The organism is Acinetobacter guerrae, from assembly GCF_009372255.1.
In the GTDB taxonomy this organism is placed as follows: Bacteria; Pseudomonadota; Gammaproteobacteria; order Pseudomonadales; family Moraxellaceae; genus Acinetobacter; species Acinetobacter guerrae.
The window spans coordinates 26,025-47,319 of record NZ_LXGN01000059.1 but is presented as its reverse complement, the minus strand read 5'-3'; the positions used below and the strand labels follow the sequence as shown (position 1 = coordinate 47,319).

20 protein-coding genes are annotated in these 21,295 nt (G+C 39.4%); 6 read left to right on the top strand and 14 right to left on the bottom strand.

The genetic code is table 11. From position 1 onward, the window contains the following. Nucleotides 1–52: 52 nt before the first annotated feature. Together A7A69_RS15800 and A7A69_RS15795 are read left to right on the top strand one after the other, a co-directional pair. Nucleotides 53–1,261 carry a DUF1615 domain-containing protein gene (locus A7A69_RS15800; RefSeq protein WP_152878574.1) on the top strand — a complete coding sequence of 403 codons (1,209 nt, stop codon included), beginning with the start codon at nt 53–55 and terminating at the stop codon, nt 1,259–1,261. Further along, nucleotides 1,228–1,881: an HAD-IB family hydrolase gene (locus A7A69_RS15795; RefSeq protein WP_120371051.1), complete on the top strand. Its 654-nt coding sequence runs from the start codon at nt 1,228–1,230 to the stop codon at nt 1,879–1,881. The genes A7A69_RS15800 and A7A69_RS15795 overlap by 34 nt, the downstream gene beginning before the upstream one ends. Nucleotides 1,882–1,904: 23 nt before the next feature. Here A7A69_RS15795 and proB read toward each other — a convergent pair whose 3' ends face one another. The 8 genes from proB to uvrB form a co-directional block, all read right to left on the bottom strand. Beyond that, nucleotides 1,905–3,038: a glutamate 5-kinase gene (gene proB, locus A7A69_RS15790; protein WP_152878573.1), complete on the bottom strand. Its 1,134-nt coding sequence runs from the start codon at nt 3,036–3,038 to the stop codon at nt 1,905–1,907. A 94-nt stretch (nt 3,039–3,132) separates the two neighbouring features. Continuing rightward, nucleotides 3,133–4,359: an Obg family GTPase CgtA gene (gene cgtA, locus A7A69_RS15785; protein ID WP_120371036.1), complete on the bottom strand. Its 1,227-nt coding sequence runs from the start codon at nt 4,357–4,359 to the stop codon at nt 3,133–3,135. A 153-nt stretch (nt 4,360–4,512) separates the two neighbouring features. Beyond that, a complete protein-coding gene (locus A7A69_RS15780) occupies nt 4,513–5,187 on the bottom strand; it encodes a hypothetical protein (protein ID WP_187349249.1) in 675 nt (224 codons plus the stop codon). An 11-nt stretch (nt 5,188–5,198) separates the two neighbouring features. Continuing rightward, nucleotides 5,199–5,942 (bottom strand): MFS transporter, encoded by a 744-nt coding sequence (locus A7A69_RS15775; protein WP_152878571.1) that lies wholly within the window; start codon nt 5,940–5,942, stop codon nt 5,199–5,201. A 178-nt stretch (nt 5,943–6,120) separates the two neighbouring features. Beyond that, complete coding sequence (locus tag A7A69_RS15770; protein ID WP_120371033.1) at nt 6,121–7,578, bottom strand: glyceraldehyde-3-phosphate dehydrogenase; 1,458 nt, start codon at nt 7,576–7,578, stop codon at nt 6,121–6,123. A gap of 270 nt (nt 7,579–7,848) precedes the next feature. Continuing rightward, nucleotides 7,849–8,787, bottom strand: coding sequence for an EamA family transporter RarD (gene rarD, locus A7A69_RS15765; RefSeq protein WP_152878570.1), 939 nt, complete (start codon nt 8,785–8,787; stop codon nt 7,849–7,851). Between the two features lie 103 nt (nt 8,788–8,890). Next, nucleotides 8,891–9,481 (bottom strand): lipocalin family protein, encoded by a 591-nt coding sequence (locus A7A69_RS15760; protein WP_152878569.1) that lies wholly within the window; start codon nt 9,479–9,481, stop codon nt 8,891–8,893. Nucleotides 9,482–9,608: 127 nt separating this feature from the next. Then, nucleotides 9,609–11,630 (bottom strand): excinuclease ABC subunit UvrB, encoded by a 2,022-nt coding sequence (gene uvrB / locus A7A69_RS15755; protein ID WP_120371030.1) that lies wholly within the window; start codon nt 11,628–11,630, stop codon nt 9,609–9,611. Nucleotides 11,631–11,796: 166 nt separating this feature from the next. On the opposite strand from uvrB, the gene A7A69_RS15750 reads away from it, so the two are divergent. Beyond that, complete coding sequence (locus tag A7A69_RS15750) at nt 11,797–12,597, top strand: A1S_2505 family phage non-structural protein (RefSeq protein WP_120371029.1); 801 nt, start codon at nt 11,797–11,799, stop codon at nt 12,595–12,597. Nucleotides 12,598–12,788: 191 nt separating this feature from the next. Beyond that, nucleotides 12,789–14,225: a sensor domain-containing diguanylate cyclase gene (locus tag A7A69_RS15745; RefSeq protein ID WP_152878568.1), complete on the top strand. Its 1,437-nt coding sequence runs from the start codon at nt 12,789–12,791 to the stop codon at nt 14,223–14,225. A 21-nt stretch (nt 14,226–14,246) separates the two neighbouring features. Here the strand turns inward: A7A69_RS15745 and ykgO are convergent, their stop codons facing one another. After that, on the bottom strand, nt 14,247–14,372 hold the full coding sequence (gene ykgO, locus A7A69_RS15740; protein WP_010588981.1) for a type B 50S ribosomal protein L36: 126 nt from the start codon (nt 14,370–14,372) through the stop codon (nt 14,247–14,249). Nucleotides 14,373–14,522: 150 nt separating this feature from the next. Then, on the bottom strand, nt 14,523–14,705 hold the full coding sequence (locus A7A69_RS15735; protein WP_152878567.1) for a hypothetical protein: 183 nt from the start codon (nt 14,703–14,705) through the stop codon (nt 14,523–14,525). Between the two features lie 217 nt (nt 14,706–14,922). Here A7A69_RS15735 and A7A69_RS15730 point away from each other — a divergent pair, with 217 nt between their 5' ends. Then, entirely contained in the window at nt 14,923–16,155 is a 1,233-nt protein-coding gene (locus A7A69_RS15730) for an aminotransferase class I/II-fold pyridoxal phosphate-dependent enzyme (RefSeq protein ID WP_187349248.1), read from the top strand. 72 nt (nt 16,156–16,227) lie between these two features. Here the strand turns inward: A7A69_RS15730 and A7A69_RS15725 are convergent, their stop codons facing one another. The 3 genes from A7A69_RS15725 to A7A69_RS15715 form a co-directional block, all read right to left on the bottom strand. Then, nucleotides 16,228–18,057 carry an FAD-dependent monooxygenase gene (locus A7A69_RS15725; protein ID WP_241675280.1) on the bottom strand — a complete coding sequence of 610 codons (1,830 nt, stop codon included), beginning with the start codon at nt 18,055–18,057 and terminating at the stop codon, nt 16,228–16,230. 48 nt (nt 18,058–18,105) lie between these two features. Then, nucleotides 18,106–19,029: a VOC family protein gene (locus A7A69_RS15720; RefSeq protein ID WP_152878566.1), complete on the bottom strand. Its 924-nt coding sequence runs from the start codon at nt 19,027–19,029 to the stop codon at nt 18,106–18,108. A 92-nt stretch (nt 19,030–19,121) separates the two neighbouring features. Beyond that, nucleotides 19,122–19,979 (bottom strand): fumarylacetoacetate hydrolase family protein, encoded by an 858-nt coding sequence (locus A7A69_RS15715; RefSeq protein WP_152878565.1) that lies wholly within the window; start codon nt 19,977–19,979, stop codon nt 19,122–19,124. Nucleotides 19,980–20,138: 159 nt separating this feature from the next. Here A7A69_RS15715 and A7A69_RS15710 point away from each other — a divergent pair, with 159 nt between their 5' ends. Next, the gene (locus tag A7A69_RS15710) at nt 20,139–20,822 is read left to right on the top strand and encodes an FCD domain-containing protein (protein WP_151981383.1); all 684 of its coding nucleotides are present in this window, start codon (nt 20,139–20,141) and stop codon (nt 20,820–20,822) included. Between the two features lie 33 nt (nt 20,823–20,855). Here A7A69_RS15710 and A7A69_RS15705 read toward each other — a convergent pair whose 3' ends face one another. After that, nucleotides 20,856–21,281: a hypothetical protein gene (locus tag A7A69_RS15705; RefSeq protein ID WP_120371065.1), complete on the bottom strand. Its 426-nt coding sequence runs from the start codon at nt 21,279–21,281 to the stop codon at nt 20,856–20,858. Nucleotides 21,282–21,295 lie beyond the last annotated feature (14 nt).

Here is a 21,295-nt window from a genome sequence, read left to right as displayed (position 1 = left end):
GTATACTGCTTCTGTCTTTTAGCTCATCTTTTTATCAAGGTGCTTTGCTTGCATGAATAACCCTTTTCAATCTGGTTTTTACTTGAAATCATTAAGCACGATTGCTTTGAGCCTTGCATTGGCTGGATGTGGGGATGGCAATTGGTGGTCTCAAAAAGATGAACCTGAATTTAAACTTGAACAAATTAAACGTGTCATCCCAACACGAGTGAATGGTCGTGAATCATGGGCGAATGATATTAACGACATTATGGGAAAATTAGGCATTCCTAAAACCAGAGAAAATGTTTGCAGTATTGTTGCTGTGGTTGATCAAGAATCTAATTTCGTTGCAGACCCAGTGGTGCCAGGTTTAGGTGAAAAGGCTGTTAGGGAAGTTAACACACGACTCAATGAAAAATTTGAAGAAAAACTAGGAACCACAATCGGTGGTCAAGTTGCAGGTTATTTTGAGGATGTGCTTAAAAACCAACCTTCTCCAGATAATAATTATATGAGCCAAATGCGTAAAGTTCGTACAGAACGTGATCTGGATTTGCTATATCGTCAGATTTTTGACTTTATGGCAAGCCATTACCATGTGAGTGCATTAACAGGTGCAGCTAAACTGGTTGGGCAGGATATTGGCGAAAAAATGAACCCCATTACCACACTTGGTTCTATGCAAGTACTGATTACCTATGCACAGGATCATAAACGTTCACGTATGAATACCAATGAATTACGTGACGATTTATATACGCAATATGGTGGCTTATATTATGGAATTCATCGTTTAATGATGTATCCTGCCGATTACGATAAGTCAATTTATCGATTTGCTGATTATAATTCGGGTATGTACTCTAGTCGTAATGCAGCGTTTCAAAGTATGCTGAATGATTTAACCCCCAAAGAACTTGATTTGGATGGTGATTTGCTGCTTTACAATAAAGATGGTAGTCCCCGTGCAGTACTTAGCCAATCTGAAAAAGAATTGATTTCTGTATTTGCTCAAAATAATGTGTTGGTTACACCACGGCAAATTCATTTAGATTTAAAAAAAGAAAAAGAGAAATCTTTTGAAGATACACAAACTTATATTGCTGTAAAAAAATTGTATAAGGCAAAAACAGGCAAAGAACCGATTTATGCCATTATGCCGCAAGTCATTATTTCTGGACCAAAATTAAGTCGAGATTACAATACCAACTGGTTTGCCTCCCGAGTCAATGGAAGATATGAAACATGTATGCAACGAGCGAAACGAATAAAAATATAAATCTCGCCCTGTTCGATTTTGATGGAACGCTATGCACCAAAGATAGTTTCACTGGTTTTATTTTTTATACATTATCTAAAAGGCATATCGTTCGTAAAGGCATAAAAATTCTTCCATGGATTCAAGCCTATTATTTGAAACTTTACCCAGCCGATGCCATGCGTGCCAAACTTTTTGCCACCATGTTTAAAGGTAATTCAGCAGAACAATTACAACAGTTGGGTCAGGAATACGCGCAGACTTTACTCAAAAACCTAGATTCAAAATTATTACAACGTCTATTACAACATCAAGCGCAAGGCGACAAAGTTGTTTTGGTCTCTGCTTCAATCGACTTGTATTTAAAACCTGTGTGTGAACTTCTCAATATTGATCTGATTTGTACTCAGGTCGATATTCATCATGGAATAATTACAGGCGAGTATTCCACACCTGACTGTAGTTCTGAACAGAAAAAAATTAGGATTCATGACGCTTATCACCTGAATGATTACGCGCATGTTTACGCATATGGCAATAGCTATGAAGATTTAGAAATGTTTAGTCTAGCAGATAGTTGTTATATGGTCGGCGAAGACCAACACCTTCCCAAACTTGCAGATATAAAAAAACTCGCCTAAAACGAGTTTTTTTATTTTAAATTTTAATAAATCGCCATATGGTTGCGATGAATCATCTCTAAAGAACGCGCTTCACCCAAGACTTGGTACACCTTATCCGAGACTAAACCTTTAATAATATCAGCAGATTGCGAGCTAAAGTTGACTCGTCCAACGGCAATACGTTTACCTGATTTGTCCACACATTCAACCACATCACCACGGTCAAAATGCCCTTCAACCGCTTTAACACCAACAGGCAACAAACTACGATGACGTTGTTTAATCGCCTCAACTGCACCATCATCAATAATTAAGCGGCCAGCGGTTTGCAAATGTGCTGCTAACCATTGTTGATGCGCCGTCATACGATCTTTATCTGTACTAAATAAAGTACCCAACATTTCACCAGCCATCAAACGTGATAAAACACGATCGCTTTCACCACTGGCAATCAGTGTTGGACAGCCCGATTTAGCAGCAAGACGTGCAGCACGAACTTTAGTGACCATACCACCACGACCAAGCACACCACCGCCACCTGCCATTTCAAACAAGCTATCATCTAAAGCACGGACTTCAGTCAGTAGTTTAGCATCTGGATTGTTGCGTGGATCGGAGTCAAACATACCTTGCTGATCGGTCAAAATGATTAACAAATCTGCATGAACCTGACCCGCCACCATTGCCGCCAATGTATCGTTATCACCAAAACGAATTTCATCGGTAGATACCGTATCATTTTCATTAATGACTGGAATCACGCGCCAGTCAATCAAGTTTTGCAAGGCATCGCATGAGTTTAAATAACGACGGCGATCCGCAAGATCATCATGTGTCAAAAGCACTTGCGCAGTCTGGATATTATGCTTTTCAAGCACACTCGACCACGTATGAATCAAGCCCATTTGACCAATGGCCGCACAAGCTTGCAGACTGGGTAGATCGGTGGGTCGGCTCGCGAGTTTCATGCGCACCATCCCTTCTGCTACAGCACCAGACGAAACCAAAATAATTTCGTGTCCAGCAGTGTGTAGATCGGCAATTTGCATTGCCCAATGCGAAATTGCATCTAAATCTAAACCTTGCCCATTTGCTGTAAGTAGAGATGATCCGATTTTAACAACGATTCGTTTGCACTCATTGAGCTGACGTTGCCCATCCACCACTTCTATCATGTTTTCCTCAAATTATTTTCCCTCTTGCGAAGCGACAATCGCTTCTCAGGAGGAATTAAAGGGGCTTTTTAAAAAGTCTAATTGTGTACGTTAGTTAGTCACGTACATAAATACTTTCTACATCGTTATCATCATCTTCGTCATCGAAGTCATCATCGTCTTCGCCAGCCAGTAAGCCTTCCAGACGTTGTGCTCGACGCATGTTACGATACGCTTCTTTTGCCGCGATGGTTTGTTCACGTGTTTCAGCTTCAAGCTGTTCACGGAATGCTTTTACCTCTGCTGCATATTCAGGATCTTCAACTTCGCGTTCACGTTGTTGTTCAATCTGATCCATCAAATAATACACCACAGGTTTTGTCCCTTCTTCTAATAAACCCGAAGTTTTAAAGACTGGACCTGTCCATTGCAACTCATCAATAATATGCTGACACCATTCGTCACGGCTGTCTTCATTCAATTGATCAAGCTTGTTTAAAACCAAAACAATTGGAAGTTTGGCTAAAGTCGGAGAAAATTTTTCTAACTCGGCGACAATCGCTTTGGCATTATGCACTGGATCTGAACCGTCTATCGGCTGTACATCCACGATATGCAACAGAATACGAGTACGCGCCAAATGCTTCAAGAAACGGATTCCAAGTCCTGCACCTTCTGCTGCACCTTCAATCAAACCTGGAATATCAGCCATTACAAATGAGCGATGACGATCGGCATCGACCACCCCCAGATTTGGTACCATAGTCGTAAATGGATAATCTGCAACTTTTGGTTTTGCCGCACTGACTGCACGAATAAAAGTTGATTTACCAGCGTTAGGCATACCTAGCAAACCGACATCGGCCAATACTTTAAGCTCTAAACGAATTTCACGAAATTCGCCTTTTACGCCTGTGGTAAATTTACGTGGGGCGCGATTGGTCGAAGATTTAAAATGGGTATTACCCAAACCACCATCACCACCATGTGCAACTAAAACACGCTGACCATCCTTGACCAAATCGCCAATAATATCGCCTGACTCTGTATCGACGATGGTTGTTCCAACAGGAACTTTTAAAATAACCTCTTCACCGCCACGACCTGAACAGTTCGCACCTGAGCCATTTTTTCCACGTTCTGCGCGGAATTTACGGGTATAACGATAGTCTACCAGTGTACTGGTATCATCATCAGCTTGAATGTATACACTACCACCACGACCACCGTCGCCGCCATCAGGCCCACCAAACGGTACAAATTTTTCACGGCGAAAACTGGCTACGCCATTGCCACCGTCGCCAGCCTCTACGGTAATGACTGCTTCATCAACAAAGCGCATGTGCCAATCCTCTAAAATCTCTAAAAACCGCCTATTCTGCCATATTTTACTAAAATTCTCGAATAGAAAATGCAGACAAACTCTGAGTTTGCTAAAAAAATACTAAGCTCGAATAAAAACCAAGACCTAAAAAATGAAAATTGAGACTAATTTCTAGGGATGAATATTCTTTAATGGTAACTGCATCTGCATATCGAGGTTCGCTTGTGTAGTTTGTACCGAGTTATACATCACCGCCTTAAAAGTCGCAATTTTACGCATGGTCATTGGATCATTGATATTCAGCGTTGGTTTAAACTGATGCTGCACATTTAAATGTACAGGCTCACTAAACTCAAAATACACAGGACCACTAAATGAAATTTTGACAGGTAAGGTATAGCTGCGCTTTAACTGAAATGGCACATCAAGTTGAATTGGAATCGCCAGTTTTAAAGGAAATTTGGGTAATAATTTATTTTGATAGATCAGATCAGTTGTCGTTTCAAGCGGCATCGTTTCATCAATTTTCAACATCGTAGAATAATCGATATTTACCGTAATGGGCGTTTCGACTTCAAAGCTTAAATCGGCCAGATATTTACCACGTAGCGGTAAATTTAACTGGCGATTGATATCAATAGTAGTATCTAGTTTGCCTATCGATCGAGTTTGCAAATAATTTCCTACATGGATTTTAGTTGGAAGTGATTCTGGTAAATGAATCTGGGCATGGTGAGAAGACACTGAAACAGAAGCCAGTATATTCAAATAAAGCCAAAATAAAATCGCAACTAAGATCACAACACACACAAAAAGAACCAAGGTGCGTTTAACTGAAGCAAAAATCCACATCTGCCCTATTCCTTGTGTTGAGGTAACGCAGAAATATTTTTTGAAGAAGAAGCGTCAGTATCACCAACTTTTTGTAGGCGTACACTCGACAATGGAATTTTGAGTTCGCCCTGCTGAATTTTAATTGGCAAAGTATTTTGAACATCTACCGAAGCAGCCAAAGCCGTTTCGATCGGCACATTCAAATGGCCACTAATGGGAATATTGGTTTTTAGTGTAGTATCCAGTGGGATATTTAAATTTTCTTTTAATACTGTTCGCACAGGCGCATCAAATTTGAGATGCACATTTTGTTCTAGCGGAACCTGTATATCTATGGGTACATTCAGTTTGATTGGAATTGTGCCTTTCAACGGCAAGGTAATATCTTGACCCAATACTTTGACTTGAACTTTAGTGTCAATCGGTAAATCCTGATTAACTTTTAAAATCTCTTTGACAGGAATAGACGTTTTAATCGGAACCTGATTATCAAAATAAACCCGCGGAGTCAGGGTTTGGGTCAGCGGAATATTCAGATTTTCTTTAATCGGAATCGAAGCATTCACACGCCCCGTCACATCCACATCCAGCGCATCCTGAATTTTAACTTTGGCCTGTAATGGTTCTTGTAGATCAATATTAACAGCCTGATTTTTCAACGGAATATAAATATTAAAATACTTAAATACCCAGATGGCGATCGCAACTCCAATCAGAGTTGCTAATACAATAAAGGCTAATCCACTCAGCACACTTCTAACTTGCAATGCTCTATCCTTAAATGACACATTGTTTTATTTCTTTGAAAGCACAGTGTTTATGATTTATATGAAAGATTCATCATTGATTTTGTATCTATGAAACACGATGAGGTTTTACAAAAAAATCGATATAAAAAAGCTCAGTCGAAACTGAGCTTTTTTATAAAACAACATAACCTAGAAATTAAGCTATTGTTTCAGAAGGAACTTTTGGATAGCTTACGCCACACATTTGTTCAGCAATACGCAATACCTGACAGCTATAACCCACTTCATTGTCATACCAAACATAAGCTGTTAAACGGTTACCAGATGTAATGGTTGCTTGAGCATCAAATACGCCCGCAGTACGTGAACCAATAAAGTCACTTGAAACCACTTCAGTTGAATTGGTATAACCAATTTGACCTTGAAGATTAGAGTTAATTGAAATTTGACGAATATATTCATTCACTTCGTCACGATCAACTTCTTTATCTAATGTCAAATTCAAGATCGCAAGAGAAACGTTTGGTGTTGGTACACGTACAGAGTTACCTGTTAATTTACCTTTTAACTGTGGCAATGCTTTCGCAACCGCTTTAGCAGCACCAGTTTCGGTAATTACCATGTTCAAAGTTGCAGCACGACCACGACGATCCGCTTTATGATAGTTATCAATCAAGTTTTGGTCATTGGTAAATGAGTGGACAGTTTCAACGTGACCATTTAACACGTGATATTTTTCATCCAACACTTTTAAAATTGGGGTGATGGCATTTGTCGTACAGCTTGCAGCAGAAATGATCTTGTCTTCATCCAAGATATCTGTGTTATTTACGCCGTATACAACGTTTTTCATTTCGCCTTTGCTTGGCGCAGTCAACACGACACGTGCAATACCCGCACATTTCAAGTGTTGGCTTAGACCTTCAGCATCGCGCCATTTACCCGTATTATCAATCAATAACGCATTGTTAATACCATACTGGGTATAATCCACTTCACTTGGACTAGATGCATAGATCACTTTAATATAGTTACCATTCGCAATAATTGCTTCATTTTCTTCATCGACAGCAATTGTACCTGCGAAAGTACCGTGAATAGAGTCACGACGTAATAAAGAAGCACGTTTCGCCAAATCGCCATCAGAAGATTTACGCACAACGATTGCTTTAAGGCTCAAACCACGTCCTAAACCAGATTGGCTAATGATTAGACGTGCCAAGATACGACCGATACGACCAAAACCGTACAAAACAACATCTTTAGGTTGTTCAGAAGTTGCATTGCCTTTGATTGACTCAACAGCTTGAGATACAAATGCATTGATATCGCCGCCTTTTTCTTTGTATTCAACGGCAAGCTTACCAATATCAACTTCAGCAGAACCAATGTTCTCAACTTTGGCCAATGCTTCTAAAATTGGGAAAGTATTTACAACTGAAAGTTCAACATCTACAACGCGAGTACGACGATGCGTTTTTAAAATCTGAATCACAGAGCGGTTGATTAAAGAACGACCGTAAACAGAAACGACAATATTTTTTTCACGGTATAACTGACCGATTAACGCAATCATATGTTCCGCAATTTCTTCGCGGTTTTTCCAACGACCTTGGTGTTCCGCGTGTAGGGCGATGATAGTGTCTTTGCTCACAAATACGTCCTCTAATGATTAATTTCTAGGCGTGAATTTCAAAACCCCATAATTGTAAAGGAATTATCATCAAGATTGAATCAAAAGCTGATCGTGTCGGTGATATTTTCAATGATATTCACTATAAATTTATAAAATACTTATGATTTTTTATTTTAATTTTTCAATTATTTCCCAAAAAGTCGATTGAGCTTTAACTTTTATATCGATTTTTTTGATCACAACATTTATTTCAATAGGTCTAATCACCCCAATTTGCTGTTAATTTATTCAACTTTCATCTTGCAAGCGCTTCTGATAATGCTCAACATTTCGCTCAAGCGCGCGTTTATTTTTTTGTTGTCGATAAAGATGCCAAATGCCTTCAACCACCAATAAAGATACAGCGCACCAAATTGGAATATAGGTGTACCATTCTTGCGGCGTAATTTTTTCACCCAAAGCCAAAGAAGCCAATGCCAATAAAATAGGCTCAAGATAACTCAATAAACCAAAAAGAATCATCGGTAAAAAACGACTAGCTAAAATGTAACTCCCCAAACCAATCGCACTGAGGACACCAAGCCCAATGAAAACCAGTAACATCAATGGTTGATGCTGCAACAGCACCAATGTACCTTGCCCGCTTTGAATAAAATACAAAGCAACAGGTAAGATAATGACAATATCCCACCAAAAACCGCCCAAATTATCTGTACCAATTTTTTTACGCAATAAAAAATAAGCTGAATAGCCAAAAGCCACTAATGCAGTTTCCCATGCGATAGAACCTAAGCGGAAAATTTCGTGACCAACACCCACTACCGCGAAAATAACGGCTGCTATTTGAAATTTTGAGAGTCTTTCACCATAAAATAAACTGCCACTCAGCACTAAAACCAAAGGCAGCAAAAAATAGCCCAGTGAAACCTGTAAGCCACGCCCATTCATCGGGCCCCATAAAAATAGCCAAAGCTGAATCGAGGTCAAAACTGAGGATAAAATCAGGACTAAAAGAAAAGCAGGTTGCGCCAAAATTCGCTTAAAAATAGTTTTAATATGAACCAAATCACCCAATAACCACATAAGCAAGGTTAAAAAAGGCAACGTCGCTAACATGCGCCAACCAAAGGTTTGTTCGCCATTTAAACCAGTTAATAACTTGGTGTAAAAATACAGCACACCAAAGGTCACCGATGCGATAACCGACAATATTATGCCCTTAAACATCCCGACCTCTTATATTAATGCGCGAAAAATATCTGAAATATCAACCTATTAAAAAATGAAAAAACCATGCGTAAGCATGGCATTTTCATTTGAATTATAAACATTATTTTAGCGTATGCTGAGGGCGAATAATATCATTTAGTTGGTAACCTAGTGATTTTGCATAGTTCAAATATTCATTGACAATATCTTCAGAAAGATCGGGCGTTCTGGACAATACCCATAAATATTTACGTGAAGGTTCACCCACTAGCACAGTTTGGTAATTTTCATCAAGTTTAAGGATCCAGTAATCGCCACGCGCAACTGGAACCCAACGTACAGCTTCAGGTAAAAAGCTAACTTTTAATTTTGTATTAAAAGGAGGATTTTCAACAAAAGCCTCACCAACCGATTGTTTAAGTTCACCATCTTTGCTATAGCATCGGTTATCTAGACTCACATTACCATTTTCATTTAAGGTATAAGTCGCGGTAATATCTCTAGCACATTTATTTTCAAAGAACATCGGTTTGCGTGCAATTTCGTACCAGACACCCAAATACTTATCTAACTCTACTCGCTCCACGGTAGGTAACGGTTTACTTTGTGCATAAGCGACAGTCGCTACAGCTAAACCTGTCAATACAATCCCGCCCACTGCAATTTTGGTTAATCTCCAACTGGCTTTTGGGAGATTCTGTTTTAATGACATTTGTATTCCCCTGTTCAGTGCCTGATTTAATCATCATCAACTTAATCAACATTAGCCACATTAGCTTGTTTTATATGCAAATTATGTATAAATATGTAGCAATTTACACAGAGAATAGTGTCCAGATTTATTGCAACATCTGTGCTTTTAAACGCACGATTTCATCGCGTAAACGCGCCGCTTGCTCAAATTGCAACTCTTTAGATGCCTTGATCATTTCCTTCTCTAATTTACCAATATGCTTGGTAAAGAGTTTTGGATCTGCAAGAATATGTCGCTCATCGGCACTGAGTGCTTTCGCCTGTGCAGAAATTTTCTCGTCAATTTGCTCATCAGTGAATACTTCACCTGTATCAATTTCTTTAATTTTCTGACGCACTGCACTGCGCGGGGTAATCCCATGTTCCTGATTAAACTCAATTTGCTTATTACGACGACGATCTGTTTCATCGATGGCTTTTTGCATTGAATCCGTCACACGATCTGCATACAAAATAGCTTTGCCTTTAAGGTTACGTGCAGCGCGACCAATCGTTTGAATCAGTGAACGTTCTGAACGTAAAAAACCTTCTTTGTCCGCATCTAAAATCGCAACTAAAGACACCTCTGGCATATCCAGACCTTCACGCAACAAATTAATACCGACAAGAACATCATAAACGCCTGTGCGTAGTTCATGAATAATCTTGACCCGTTCAACCGTATCAATATCAGAATGCAGATAAGCGACTTTCACCCCATATTCTTTTAAATAAGAGGTCAAATCTTCTGCCATACGTTTGGTTAATGTCGTCACCAGAACTCGTTCATCGAGATCTTTACGTAAATTAATTTCAGACAATACATCATCGACCTGCGTCAAAACTGGACGAATTTCAATCTCAGGGTCGACTAAACCTGTCGGACGTACCACTTGCTCTACAATCTGATCTGATCTCTCAAGCTCATACTTAGCAGGTGTCGCACTGACATAAATCGTAGTCGGAACAATACGCTCCCATTCTTCAAATTTCATCGGACGATTATCCAATGCACTTGGCAAACGGAAACCATAATTGACCAGATTTTCTTTGCGTGAACGGTCACCCTTATACATTGCACCAATTTGTGGAACAGTGACATGTGATTCATCGATAATCAGTAATGCATCATCAGGTATATAATCAAATAAAGTCGGTGGCGCTTCGCCCGATGGACGACCTGATAAATGACGTGAATAGTTTTCGATGCCATTGGTATAGCCCAATTGCTGCATCATTTCCAAATCGTAACGCGTACGTTGCTCAATGCGCTGTGCTTCGATCAATTTGTCGTGTTCACGGAAAAATTTAAGCTGATCCTGTAATTCAACTTTAATGGTATCGATCGCGCGCGATAAATTGTCTTTTGGCGTCACATAATGGCTTTTTGGATAAATTGTCACACGCGGCACTTGACGCAACATTTTACCTGTTAAAGGATCAAACCAGCGAATCGATTCGACTTCATCATCAAACAACTCGATACGAATCGCATTTTGATCCGACTCGGCAGGAAATACATCTAAAATTTCACCCCGAATTCGATAAGTACCCCGTAAAAACTCAAGTTCATTGCGGGTATATTGCATTTCAACCAAACGGCGAATCAGGTCATCACGGTTGATACGATCACCCTCGACCACATGCAGTAACATTTTCATATAGGCTTCGGGATCACCCAAACCATAGATGGCAGATACTGATGCTACAATAATTGCATCACGACGTTCTAATAATGCTCGTGTGGCAGAAAGTCGCATCTGATCGATATGATCATTAATCGCCGCATCTTTTTCAATAAACGTATCAGACGAGGGTACATAAGCTTCTGGCTGATAATAGTCATAATAACTGACAAAATATTCGACTGAGTTATTGGGAAAGAAAGCTTTAAACTCGCCATATAATTGTGCTGCAAGCGTTTTGTTATGTGCCATGACAATCGTTGGCCGCTGAGTTTGTGCAATCACATTCGCCATGGTATAGGTTTTACCAGAACCCGTAACCCCCAATAGCAATTGATTGCGATAGCCACTTTCAACACCATGCACCAGTTTTTCAATCGCTTGAGGCTGATCACCCGCTGGCTGATAACTGGTCACTAACTCAAAGGGTTGCTTATCGCTCACTCGCCTGCTCTCTTCTTTTCAAAAATTCATTTCGCTAAGCCCTTTATGGGGCAATTCACCCTCAATTTAAAGGCTTTTCCTGTAAATTTAATTTCTACATTTTGTACTTGACCCATCCGCTTTTCCTCTGCAACATGGAACAAATCAAGCTCAGAATTCAAACCCTATGACATACCATTATCACGATGAAAGCATTGTTACTGAACTTCCTGAAGATACGGTTTTTGTCTTTGGCAGTAATATGGCTGGGCAACACACACATGGTGCAGCGCGTGTCGCTGCACAGCATTTTGGCGCAGTAAATCATGTGGGTCGTGGTTGGGCAGGTCAAAGCTTTGCCATTCCCACTTTAAATGAACACCTACAAAGAATGCCATTGTCTCAAATTGAGCATTATGTGAATGATTTTAAAATCTATGCCAAACATCATCCCAAAATAAAATATTTCATTACTGCTTTGGGTTGCGGTATTGCGGGTTATAAAGTTTCAGAAATTGCACCCTTATTTAAAGGCATTCATTCCAATGTGATATTGCCTGAGTCCTTTAAACCCTATATTGATGAAAATGCCATTTCTCAATTTCCAGATTTAACCTCCCATACCGTGCAGTCTTTTATTAACGACGATGTAATTTTTTATTTTGATCATGGCAGCGACTCTTTTGAAGAAGCATTAAACAAAACTGATTTAAATGATGCCGAAAAATCTATTGCCTTAATTGTTTTGAATGAAGATATTTACCCGCGTGATCGTTACGGTCGAGGTCGTGAACGTGAACTCGAAGACATCCTGAGTAAGCTCAATGGTAAAATTTTTAATTTTCATGGTAATAGCGAAGGGGCCATGATTTTTGTCGGTGTTATTGTTGCGCTGATGGAGTTATATGACATTGATGAACAAGATTTCATTAAACTTTGGCGCGGTGATATCACCATTCAACATCCCATTAATCGGATAAAATCATAAAGTCGATGTCTAGGCTGCTGTTTTATTCGCTTATAAAATAGCAACCTAGACTTTTTTTCAATTGAACACTTACGATAGTTCTCTTTACACACTTCACTTAAACTGTCTATTTTTTACACCTTTCTATTTCCAAGACTAGATGTTGGTTTTATACTCCCTGAAAAATTAAATAATTCATTGGAATTTCCTGAATGCAGACTTTAGATTCATCTATTTTTGACCTTGCACCGATTCCAATGTGGCTGGAAGACTATAGCGATATAAAAACCCAGTTTAATGCATGGCGAGCTCAGGGCATTGAAGATCTATACACGTTTTTAAGTAACGATCTTGATCGGGTTCGTCAATGTGCGCATAAAATCAAAATTATCTCTGTGAATCAAAAAACCCTCGATTTGTTTGAAGCAAATTCACAGGAACATTTATGCGACAATCTTGATCGTATTTTTCAGGAAGATATGTTCAAATCGCATATTCATGAATTAGTCGATTTATGGGAAGGGAAAACACAATTTTCCAGTGTTGCAGTGAATTACAGCTTATCTGGCAAACGTTTGGATATTCAATTGCGTGGCGCCATATTGCCTGGTTATGAACAATCTTTTGAACGATTATTAATCACCACCGAAGATGTCACAACTTATCAAAATGCACGCAGACTTGAGGAAAAAAATCGTCGATTAGCTGAAGCAAGATTTGTGTATTCACCTGCTTCTCTTTGGGTTGAAGATTTCAGTCGGGTCAAAGTTCGTATTGATCAATTAAAACAGATCGGGATTGATGATTTTCGTACTTTTTTAGATGTGCATCCTGAATTTGTCAATCAATGTATTGAGGACATTTTAATACTGGATGTCAATCAGGCTACACTGGATTTGTTTCAGGCGCCCGACAAACAAACTTTACTCAAAAACATCCACAAAGTCTTTTCAAATGAAATGCTGAATACTTTCCGTGAACAACTGATTGAACTATGGAAAGGCAACATTCACCATCAGCGTGAAGCTGTGAATTATGCACTAGATGGTACAATCCGAAATGTACTATTACAATTTACGGTCTTTCCAGGTTATGAAGAAGATTGGGGACTCATTCAGGTTGCTTTAACCGACATTACTGCACGGAAAAAAGCAGAAAATTATCTGGAATATTTGGGCAAACATGATGTTCTGACCAAACTGTATAACCGTTCTTTCTTTACTGAAGAATTAAATCGTCTGGAACGCAGCATATTGCGACCAGTATCTTGTATTTTTCTGGATATGAACGGCTTAAAAGAAGTCAATGATCAACTTGGGCATGACGTGGGCGATGGTTTATTGCGTCGTGTTGGTAGCGTATTGACTCAGGCTATTCAAAATACAACCTATACAGCATCACGTATTGGGGGGGATGAGTTTGTCATCCTGATGCCAGGAACAGATGAAGTGGCTGTTTTGGTCATGCTACAAACCATTCAGGAACTATTTAATATTGATAACCAATATTACTCAAGCCAACCAATTAGTATGTCGTTTGGTTCTGCCACCACACTCGAAAGTGAAAGTATCGAATCTATGCTTAAACGCGCTGACCAGCAAATGTATCAACGCAAAAAACATTTTTATCAAGATAAAGAAGCAATTTAAAAAAACAGGCAAAAGCCTGTTTTAACCCTGCCGTGCTTTAAAACGCGGATTAGATTTACAAATGACATAAAGCTTGCCACGACGACGAACAATTTGACAATCAGGCGAACGCTTTTTTGCACTTTTAAGAGAAGATAGAACTTGCATAAAAACAACCTTTAAAATATTATGTTATACTATAACAATAATATAAATAACGAAGATCCGTCAAGCTTAAATATGTGCCCCATAAAAAAACCCTTACATTTAGATGAAGGGTTTTTCTGATTTGTCGCTTTGATTAAAGATGACTGGAATTTAGCGTTTTCCCATCGACCTACGCGTACCACGTGGTGGCATCCAAGTACGATCTGCATATTGTTCAGGTTTTGGACGAACCTGATTATGCACAGCATCTTCGTCTTCGTAATCTGCCGCTTGAGGCATTGGAAAAGGTAATTTCACTAAAGCCTTTTTCGCTTTGGGCTTTTGTTCACTCATGATGTTCACTTAAATTTTGGGTGATCTTTGCTTATTTTAAATGATTTTCACCCAAGATGCCGCTAAAAATAACAAAGTAAATGTCTATTCGTTTATTTGAATTACACTCGCGTTATGTTTTTTATAAATTTGTTTTGATAATAAAACACGTCTCAACAATTTTGGGCTAAGATAGTATGCTTTTATTTTTTTTAATCCCATAAGAAGGAATGCTGCCGTGGACGTACGTCTGTCTGATCGTGTGAATGCCATCAAACCGTCCCCTACTCTTGCTGTTACCAATAAAGCTGCTGAACTCAAAGCTGCTGGTAAAAATGTCATTGGTTTGGGCGCAGGTGAACCAGATTTTGATACCCCGCAACACATCAAAGATGCTGCTATTGAAGCCATTAATAATGGTTTTACTAAATATACAGCGGTTGATGGTACGCCAGGCCTAAAAAAAGCAATCATTGCAAAATTTAAACGCGACAATAATCTTGATTATCAAGCGAACCAGATTTTGGTATCTTGTGGTGGTAAACAATCATTTTTTAACCTTGCATTGGCATTGTTAAATAAAGGTGACGAAGTCATTATCCCTGCACCTTATTGGGTAAGTTATCCAGATATGGTAATTATCGCAGAAGGGACACCTGTGATTGTAAAATGTGGTGAAGACCAACGTTTTAAAATTACACCACAACAGTTAGAAGCAGCAATTACACCAAATACTCGTTTATTGGTACTAAATAGCCCTTCTAACCCAACAGGTATGATTTATACCAAAGCTGAACTTGAAGCATTGGCTGAAGTTTTGCGCAAACACCCACAGGTTTATATCGCTTCTGACGATATGTATGAACCGATTCGTTGGGAAGATGAGTTCTACAATATCGTGACTGTTGCTCCAGATTTGTATGACCGCACCATTGTTTTAAATGGTGTATCTAAAGCCTATGCAATGACAGGTTGGCGTATTGGTTATGCAGCAGGTCCAGCAAAGCTCATCGGCGCAATGAAAAAAATTCAGTCTCAATCCACTTCAAACCCAACTTCAATTTCACAAGTTGCTGCTGAAGCGGCATTGAATGGCCCACAAGATGTACTTGAGCCAATGATTGAGGCATTTAAACGCCGCCATGACTTAGTTGTAAATGGCTTAAACGAAATTCATGGTATTAGCTGCTTACCAGCCGATGGCGCTTTCTACGCTTATGCCAATATTCGTCCACTGATTCGTGCCAAAGGTTTAAAATCTTGCACCGAGTTTTCTGAATGGTTACTTGAAGAAACAGGTGTTGCCGTTGTACCAGGTGATGCTTTTGGTCTGGGTGGCTTTATGCGTATCTCATATGCAACGGCTGATGAAGTTTTAGTTGATGCTTTAGCCCGTATCAAAAAAGCAGCTGAATCTATTGATGGAATTGACGCTGCCATTGCTTCAATCGAAGCAGAGAAAAAGGCTTAATTTAAAAATTTGAAATAAAAAAACCCGTTAGATTGATCTAGCGGGTTTTTTATTTATATGAACTTGTTAAATTTAATGTGCTTCTAGCAACACGGTACTGCGACCCACCGATGTAGATTCATGTGTAGAGATTATCCCTGCTCTATCCAGAATTTGATTCACAACATCCATTAATAATTGATTGGCATCATTGCTTGCCTTATTACTGCGCCATGCTACATGATGATCTGGTCGTACCAGTACACAACCATTTTCTTCTATTTCCCGTAATGATGCCCAATCTCCGTAGGAATCAAAATATTCGAGTCCAAGACCTATCTGTTTCACTTGTACCTTAAGTCCTGTTTGCTGTTCGACATACTGCACAGCTTGCTGCCAACAATCTCCACCATGCCCTGTTAACAAAGTCATCTGCCCATGTCCACAAATATCTAACGTTGAAAGTCGCTTGCCTTTGACATCGTGCAACCACGCATGAGGTAGTTTTGCTCCTGGGCTTGTCGTAGGCTGATAATATAATTCTGCATCTTGCGTTTTTTTCGGTGTGGTTTTCTCACTGACAATTGACTGACTGGCATAGTATTGTCCAAGTTCTACCCCATGACAGTTAAACTGGTAATGCTGTAATTGTACTGCCTGATGTAATTGATCACGACGTTGTTGCCCTAACTCAGTATCTCTGTACAGTTCATTTAAGCTATCCCAGCCTTCCTGCTCAGACTGCCCCGGTTTAAAACCCAATGCTTGAGAAATTGGCAACATATTTTGAACAGATTGCATGGCACGATTAACCACAGCTTTACCGACAGGCTGGCGTTCCTGTGTATAAGACTCAAGTAAACCATGACCTGCCTGACCTTTTAAAACCATTGCCAATTTCCACGCCAGATTAAATGCATCCTGTATCGAGGTATTGGTTCCTAAACCATTTGCTGGTGGATGACGATGTACAGCGTCTCCCATACAAAATACCCGACCTTTAGAATATTGCTCAGCCACAATATGATTGATTTGCCATTTACTGGTGGTTAAAACTTCGATATCAATTTCATCATCACCAATGACTTTTTTTGCACGCGCAATAATCGCTTCATGACTTAAATCAGGTTCACCTTCGGCAGGATCATACATATATAACATGATCCATTCATCCCAAGGTTTTACACAAATAAATGTGCCACTACCTACCCAGTAATCGCTCCCTGGTTGCACAATCCAATACAATACCCCTGGTCGATGTTCGCAGTATTTAGTTAAATCTGCTTTTAACCAAACATTGACTGCGCAACCTAATCCCATTTCACCCTGTAAATTAAGTCCTAATTTATCAACCACCAGACTACGTGCGCCATCAGCACCAATCATATATTGTGAGCGAACACGAAGCTGCTGCTGAGTAGTTCGATCTAAAATGGTTGCAGTCACCCCCTGATCATCCTGTATAAAATCAATCAATTCAGTATTAAAACGCGTGAGAGATCCTGCTCGTAATGCTTCATTCGCTAAAATCGGCTCTAAAATGTGTTGGGGAATATTACACATCTCCGATGGACTGGCTTTTTCATAATCTGACTTACGCTCAATGGCATTGCCCCATGTCAGCAATCGGGCTATTTCTTGTCCTGAAAAACTGGTTGCCCAAATATTGTTCGCCATTAAATCATGTGGTAGCGACAAGGCTTTGACCTGTTCTTCGACCTGAGCATCACGAAAGACTTCTACCGTACGCTGATTGGTAATGTGCGCGCGAGGACCATTGGCAGTCCAGCTATGCTTATTAATTAATAAACTTTTAATACCATATCGGGAAAGCAAAAGTGATGACACAAGTCCTGCTGGACCACCACCTACAATTAAAACAGGTACTTCGATATCATATTTTTGTGCGGTTGAATGACTCATGATGAAACTCCATTTCTCATACCGAGCGATAATTTGGTTTGTAACGATTTAATTAATTTCGTAATTCACAACAAAATCTTCAGGGACATTTGGCCCCCATAAATACAAAGAATCTTCGGGGTCATGATTGGCGGCAGGCCACTCGAAACCTGCGGGGATATAGTCAATGTCATAGGAATATTCACAATAACTTCCCCATGGATCACGTACATAGTAAAAATAGTTTGAACCCAATACGTGTCGACCTACTCCCCAACCACGATCCCAACCCTCAGCAAACATTTGCATCGCACCAAGCCCAACTTCTTCAAGCGAAGCGACATCCCAACTACAATGATGAAAGCCTGCTGCTGTAGACTGAGCGAAAGCAACCGTATGATGATCGGCACCATGCGGAGCATGCATAAATGCCACAATCCCTTCCGAATAATCAGACAAATTTAAACCAAGCGTACGATGATAAAAATCAATTGTTCGAGCTAAATCCGAAGTAAATAATAAAATATGTGATAAACGCTGCGGTCTAACCTGTGTCGTTAAACGCCGATAATTGGCTCCACGCTCGCCCGCATGTGCTTCAGCACAAGTCACTGGTTTTTTGCTATCAGGTGTAACTTTTTCAGCGATACGAACATCGACCAAAACACCATCCAGATCATGAAATGAAAAACCTTGAGCATGTTCTATAACAGGTAAATTCTCTGCCAAGATTCTGTGCTTCAGATCTTCAATATCTTGTTGATAAGCACCAAAACAAATCTCGCGCAGAATTTTTTTATCACCCTGTCCGATATAGGCCCAAATATGTTCATCCTGAAAGGTTCTTAAAAGCAGACGATCTGCCTGTTGTTCAACCCGTAAACCAAAATCTTGATAAAACTTATGAGCAACAGCCAAATCTGGAACATCAATATAAAAATGATCAACAGAATGGATTCCAAAAGGACGTTGTGTATCTGATGTAGTTTTCATTGCAATCCTCTTTAGGTCATCAAAAGTAGTCCTTACTTTCTCTCTAGATTTGAGCCGAATAACACCGTCTTGTTTAGCTCATTTCTTAATGACTAGCTTTCATTCACAATAGGTGAGCGTAGTATTCCAATTTTCTCGATCTCGACTTCACACACATCACCCTGTTTCATCCACAAAGGCGGTTTATGACCTAAACCCACACCCGCAGGAGTACCAGAAACAATCAAATCACCTGGCTCAAGCGTAATGGCTTCACTAATCGTACTAATTAAAGTTTCAATATCAAAAAGCATGTCACTGGTATTGGCCTGTTGCACCACTTTGCCATTTAGCCGTGTAGTAAGTAATAAGCCTTTAGCACCTGCGGGTAATTCATCCGCAGTCACAAACTCTGGCCCAAATGCACCTGTATCATCAAAGTTTTTACCGACCGTCCATTGCGGTGCTTTAAACTGATAATCACGAATTGAAGCATCATTAAATATTGAATAACCCGCGACATAATCCAGTGCATCTTCTTTTGCAATATGACGACCGCGCTTACCAATAATTGCGACTAATTCACCCTCATAATCCAGTTGTTCCGAGCACAAAGGGCGCTTTATCGGTTGACCATCCGCAATCAGACTAGAGTTAAATCTAGAAAACAAAGTGGGATAATCAGGCTGCTCATAAGGTGATTCTTTGGTATGGTCGGCATAATTTAAACCTACACAAATAATTTTAGGAGGTTGATTTAATGGCGGTAGCAATTCGACGTTTTCTAACTGAATGATATTTCCCTGTTTTAAAACTTCTGCGGCATCGGTTAAGGCTGTTTGTCCCTGTTGCAACAATTGTCCTAATGATCCTGGATAGTGTGCTTCTGATTCATTTAAACCTATAAGTTGATCATCCACTCGAATGGCTAATCCCTTTTTACCTGCCTGCATATAACTTAAAAAACGCATGGCTTTACTCCCTGTATATATCGATTAAAAACTGTTCATGATTCCAATATAATCCAAAAATATATTTTTTCAATATAAAAATATATTTTTTTAAAAAATATTTATATCTCAGAATTTTTTTCGTATACTTCAATTACACAGACAGGGAAGCTATAGCCAATGAAACAAATAAAAGCTCTAAGCCAAACCACTTTTGCATATCAGTGCATCAGGGATGACATACTTTCCTGTAAATTAGCACCAGGTTCGAAATTAAAAATTAATGAACTGTGTGAAAAATATACTGCATCACTCGGTGCAGTACGTGAGGCATTGTCTCGTTTAACATCTGAAGAATTGATTATTTCTGAGGCGCAAAAAGGCTTTCGAGTCTCGCCCATTTCCACCAAAGATCTACAGGATCTAGCCAATACCCGTATTCATATAGAAAGTCTTTGTATTGAACATGCAATTAAAAAAGGCGATTTATCTTGGGAAGCTAATATTATTGCAAGCCTACATCGTTTAAATCACCTACCTGAACGTCAGGTTAATGCCCCTGAGTTGACAGACAGTGTCTGGGAAGAAGCGCATAGTGCTTTTCATTACGCGCTTATTGCTTCTTGTGATAGTTATTGGTTACACCATATCCGCAAAACACTTAACGTACAAAATGAACGTTATCGCAGGCTTTCTGCTGTATTTGACCAGCATGACCGTGATTTAAAGCAAGAACATCAGAATATTGCAAATGCCGTAATTGAACGTGATATTGAAATGGCACAGCAACATATCAAAGATCATATTTCAACGACCACCAAAATCGTGCTAACAAATTTTGATGTTTCTGTGGCAGAGCTTTAACTAGAAAAGCTCCCCCATAAATATCTCAACCCATTAACTATAACGCTTAGGTCGTTCTAAACTTAAATAATGACAATAATAGGGCAATGTCTGTTCTAAAGTAATTTCTTTAATTTGTTGCTCTTCAGTACTCCATGCTAATGCAGATGTACCAGCAAACAAACCTTTACGCTCAATAGCGAAAAGAAATAAAGAATTGTGCCAACATTCGGAAAACTGTTCCCATAACCCGTGAGTTGCATCCTCAAGAACTTTAACTTGATGTTCTGTCCATTTATCGCCAAACCATAGCTGCAATAAATCACCCAGATAAATTTTTTCTTCACTAATAATAGAAAAATGAATATGAGCATCTAAAACAGGCTGATAGTACAACTCTGGATCATGCAAAATATCCAGATAATGGGATTGATAGTACTGAAATTGCGAGAAGATATCTTGAATATGAAGAATTGGCATAATACTGCCCTCCG

What these genes read in the sequence shown, in the direction of transcription:
- A7A69_RS15800 (WP_152878574.1), top strand. Translation starts at nt 53, where the DNA reads ATGAATAACCCTTTTCAATCTGGTTTTTACTTGAAATCATTAAGCACG.
- A7A69_RS15795 (WP_120371051.1), top strand. Translation starts at nt 1,228, where the DNA reads ATGTATGCAACGAGCGAAACGAATAAAAATATAAATCTCGCCCTGTTC.
- proB (WP_152878573.1), bottom strand. Translation starts at nt 3,038, where the DNA reads ATGATAGAAGTGGTGGATGGGCAACGTCAGCTCAATGAGTGCAAACGA.
- cgtA (WP_120371036.1), bottom strand. Translation starts at nt 4,359, where the DNA reads ATGCGCTTTGTTGATGAAGCAGTCATTACCGTAGAGGCTGGCGACGGT.
- rarD (WP_152878570.1), bottom strand. Translation starts at nt 8,787, where the DNA reads ATGTTTAAGGGCATAATATTGTCGGTTATCGCATCGGTGACCTTTGGT.
- A7A69_RS15760 (WP_152878569.1), bottom strand. Translation starts at nt 9,481, where the DNA reads ATGTCATTAAAACAGAATCTCCCAAAAGCCAGTTGGAGATTAACCAAA.
- A7A69_RS15750 (WP_120371029.1), top strand. Translation starts at nt 11,797, where the DNA reads ATGACATACCATTATCACGATGAAAGCATTGTTACTGAACTTCCTGAA.
- A7A69_RS15745 (WP_152878568.1), top strand. Translation starts at nt 12,789, where the DNA reads ATGCAGACTTTAGATTCATCTATTTTTGACCTTGCACCGATTCCAATG.
- ykgO (WP_010588981.1), bottom strand. Translation starts at nt 14,372, where the DNA reads ATGCAAGTTCTATCTTCTCTTAAAAGTGCAAAAAAGCGTTCGCCTGAT.
- A7A69_RS15735 (WP_152878567.1), bottom strand. Translation starts at nt 14,705, where the DNA reads ATGAGTGAACAAAAGCCCAAAGCGAAAAAGGCTTTAGTGAAATTACCT.
- A7A69_RS15725 (WP_241675280.1), bottom strand. Translation starts at nt 18,057, where the DNA reads ATGAGTCATTCAACCGCACAAAAATATGATATCGAAGTACCTGTTTTA.
- A7A69_RS15720 (WP_152878566.1), bottom strand. Translation starts at nt 19,029, where the DNA reads ATGAAAACTACATCAGATACACAACGTCCTTTTGGAATCCATTCTGTT.
- A7A69_RS15715 (WP_152878565.1), bottom strand. Translation starts at nt 19,979, where the DNA reads ATGCGTTTTTTAAGTTATATGCAGGCAGGTAAAAAGGGATTAGCCATT.
- A7A69_RS15710 (WP_151981383.1), top strand. Translation starts at nt 20,139, where the DNA reads ATGAAACAAATAAAAGCTCTAAGCCAAACCACTTTTGCATATCAGTGC.
- A7A69_RS15705 (WP_120371065.1), bottom strand. Translation starts at nt 21,281, where the DNA reads ATGCCAATTCTTCATATTCAAGATATCTTCTCGCAATTTCAGTACTAT.